At 65.5% G+C, this 2,303-nt stretch carries 4 protein-coding genes; all 4 read right to left on the minus strand.

Translation table 11 applies throughout. The features are described 5' to 3' along the window. Positions 1-114: 114 nt before the first annotated feature. On the minus strand, positions 115-354 hold the full coding sequence (locus tag ACFMPD_RS17435; protein WP_380997285.1) for a hypothetical protein: 240 nt from the start codon (positions 352-354) through the stop codon (positions 115-117). 133 nt (positions 355-487) lie between these two features. Next, the gene (locus ACFMPD_RS17440; RefSeq protein ID WP_380997288.1) at positions 488-850 is read right to left on the minus strand and encodes a helix-turn-helix domain-containing protein; all 363 of its coding nucleotides are present in this window, start codon (positions 848-850) and stop codon (positions 488-490) included. Positions 851-1,288: 438 nt separating this feature from the next. Next, positions 1,289-2,056: a phage protease gene (locus ACFMPD_RS17445; protein WP_380997290.1), complete on the minus strand. Its 768-nt coding sequence runs from the start codon at positions 2,054-2,056 to the stop codon at positions 1,289-1,291. Beyond that, positions 2,046-2,303: hypothetical protein (locus ACFMPD_RS17450; RefSeq protein ID WP_380997293.1), on the minus strand; the 258-nt coding region annotated here is incomplete at its 5' end. The genes ACFMPD_RS17445 and ACFMPD_RS17450, both read right to left, overlap by 11 nt.

Raw genomic sequence — 2,303 nt, forward strand, 5'->3', positions numbered from 1 at the left:
GCTGCGCGTTATTTATCTGGTATGAGCCATCGTTTTCAGCGGGTTTGGTAGCGGAAGCGGGTTTCGGTCCGCGGTCTATCCGGGGCCGCCCGGGGTGTTGGATGCGCTGCCGGGTTATCTGCGGCTGCGTTTGGGGCGGTGCCACCAGGCATGAATGGCGGATTTCTTGGCCTGACGTTCCGGCGGAAAGGGGGCGGCGACGTCATCGGCGATCTGAACGAAGGTCATTCGGTCGATGCGGGCCGTGATGAAGGCCTGCAGTCCAGGGGCGCTTTCGATCTTGGGCGGTGGTCCGGCACGATGGGCGCGGCGGTGATCCGTGATCGGCCACGCTTTGGGTGAAAGGGTGTTCAAACCGTCTTTGACAGCGCGTTTATGGCCTGTTCAAGGGCGGCAATGGCCTGTGTCTGCGAGGCCCGGGCAGACCGTAAAAGGGCATCCGCTTCGGCAAGCCTGGCTGTCACGAGATCCAGATCGGCGCGACGTGTCACGGCGCAGTCCCTCGCATCCTGTACCGGTTCAGGTATCTGCGCACGGTCACGTCGGTGATCCGCAGCCGCCGGGCGATCCCGGCCACGGGCCAGCCCCGGGTGTGCAGGCAGGCGACCAGCCAAGGCGTGGCCAAGGGCACCCGGCGCTGCAGCAGGTGGTCGGACCGGGCCCGTTCGGCGGTCTTTTCCTTGCCCACCAGCGCGGTAACCCGCGATCGGGTTGTCGGGTGCTTTGGCATGCCCATCGCGGCCTCGCCGAAGGTCAACAAGAATTCAATCGCCATGTCCATGCCCAGGATATCGACATAGGGTTCTACCTCGGCGGATGTCTTCGGAAAGGGTTTGGCTGGAAGGGTCATGGTTTATGCTGTCTCCGCGGCCAGACGCTGCAGGGCCGGGGTCAGGGTGTCGGAGTTGAACTCAATCCCGATCATGGCTATGTTTCCGCTTCGGAGTGGCGACCATGGGAAATCGGAGTCCATGACACCGTCCCGGCCTCGGCCGAACGCTAGTGAATGAGGGAACGTCCGACCCTCCGTTACTCCTTGCAGGCGTGACACGGTGATATTCTCCCGGCCGTAGCACGGTCCTTGTGACCGGAGCGCTATGTGGGGTTGCCGGCTTGACCGGATTGGGAGGCCCCACCGCCTGCACCCTGCCTTTTTCGGTTGTTCGCCCCGGTCCGCCTGCGCCATTCAGCGGACCGAGACTGTGCCCGGCATCCGGTGTCAGGAGCACCGGGCGGGCAGTCGCACCGGCGGACAAACTGCCGCCGGGGGTGGTTCAATCGCCCGATTTCATGCGGACAATGCGCCCGGTTTCAGCCCGAGCTGCGTACAGACCGCAGCGGCGCAGTCCGATTGGGCGATCTCTGCGGGTGAAGATTGCGGCGGATTATTGGGAGCCGCCTGGGCCATGAGATGCGCATAGGCGGGTGCCGAGCTGGCCATGAAACTGTCAAAACTGGCTTCGTCCTGGGCGCACGGCGCGGTGGCCCAACCCTGCATCGCCGGAGTGATGAAGCCGCGCGCCAGGGCATCCTTGACCTTGGCGGCGGCGCGGTCTTTTGCGCGTTCAGACCGATCGGCGTGGTGGCTGGTCATCAGCTCCTGCACCGCCTCGATCGGCACGAACCGCGCCGGGTCGGGCTTTTGCGCCGCCACGGCCTGTTCCGCCTTGCCGCGCAGGGTTTCGATCAGGGCGAACAGCGCGTCTTCTGTTGTGCCTTCCGGCAGGCCAAGCGCCGCAATCAGCCGGTCCAGCAGGGTTTCGGTTTGGTTCATGGTTTCCTCCTGTCGCGCCAGGGCGTGCAGTTGCAGGGCGGGTCTGTGCACCAGTCCCGCCCCTTTCAGGCGGGTGATGATGTGGCCCGCCTTGGTGTGATAGAATGACGGGCCGAGATAGCGATACGCCTTGCCCGCGATCAGCTCGCGCGCCTGGGCGGTCCAGTCCACCCGGCCCCAAAGGCCGGACGCATCTGCCCTCAGCTCCTTGATCCAGCCCGCCGCAGGCACCGGGCCTGACCGTTGATCCGGTTGCCTGTCGGACTGGTGTTCATAATCCAATCGGCAGATCGACCGCATCGACCGCATCGGCCTCAAAGGCACGCATGACGGCGGACGGGTCGGCCAGATTGAACTGGCGCCCGTCGCGCCCGACCATCTCGCCGGCGGGGAACAGATGCCCCCATTCCGGGGCCGTGCCGCCCAGGTCGCGGTCGCCGCTGGCTGTCAGGGGGTCGCGCATCGGATCAGGTCGCGACAAACGGGGTAACGACCAGCGCCGCCGTGTCCTTCCACGGATTGGACGCGC

It is taken from the genome of Sedimentitalea sediminis (genome assembly GCF_042687825.1).
Taxonomy (GTDB): Bacteria; Pseudomonadota; Alphaproteobacteria; order Rhodobacterales; family Rhodobacteraceae; genus Sedimentitalea.

Coding starts and splice junctions, on each gene's coding strand:
- ACFMPD_RS17440 (WP_380997288.1), bottom strand. CDS start 850: ATGACCCTTCCAGCCAAACCCTTTCCGAAGACATCCGCCGAGGTAGAA.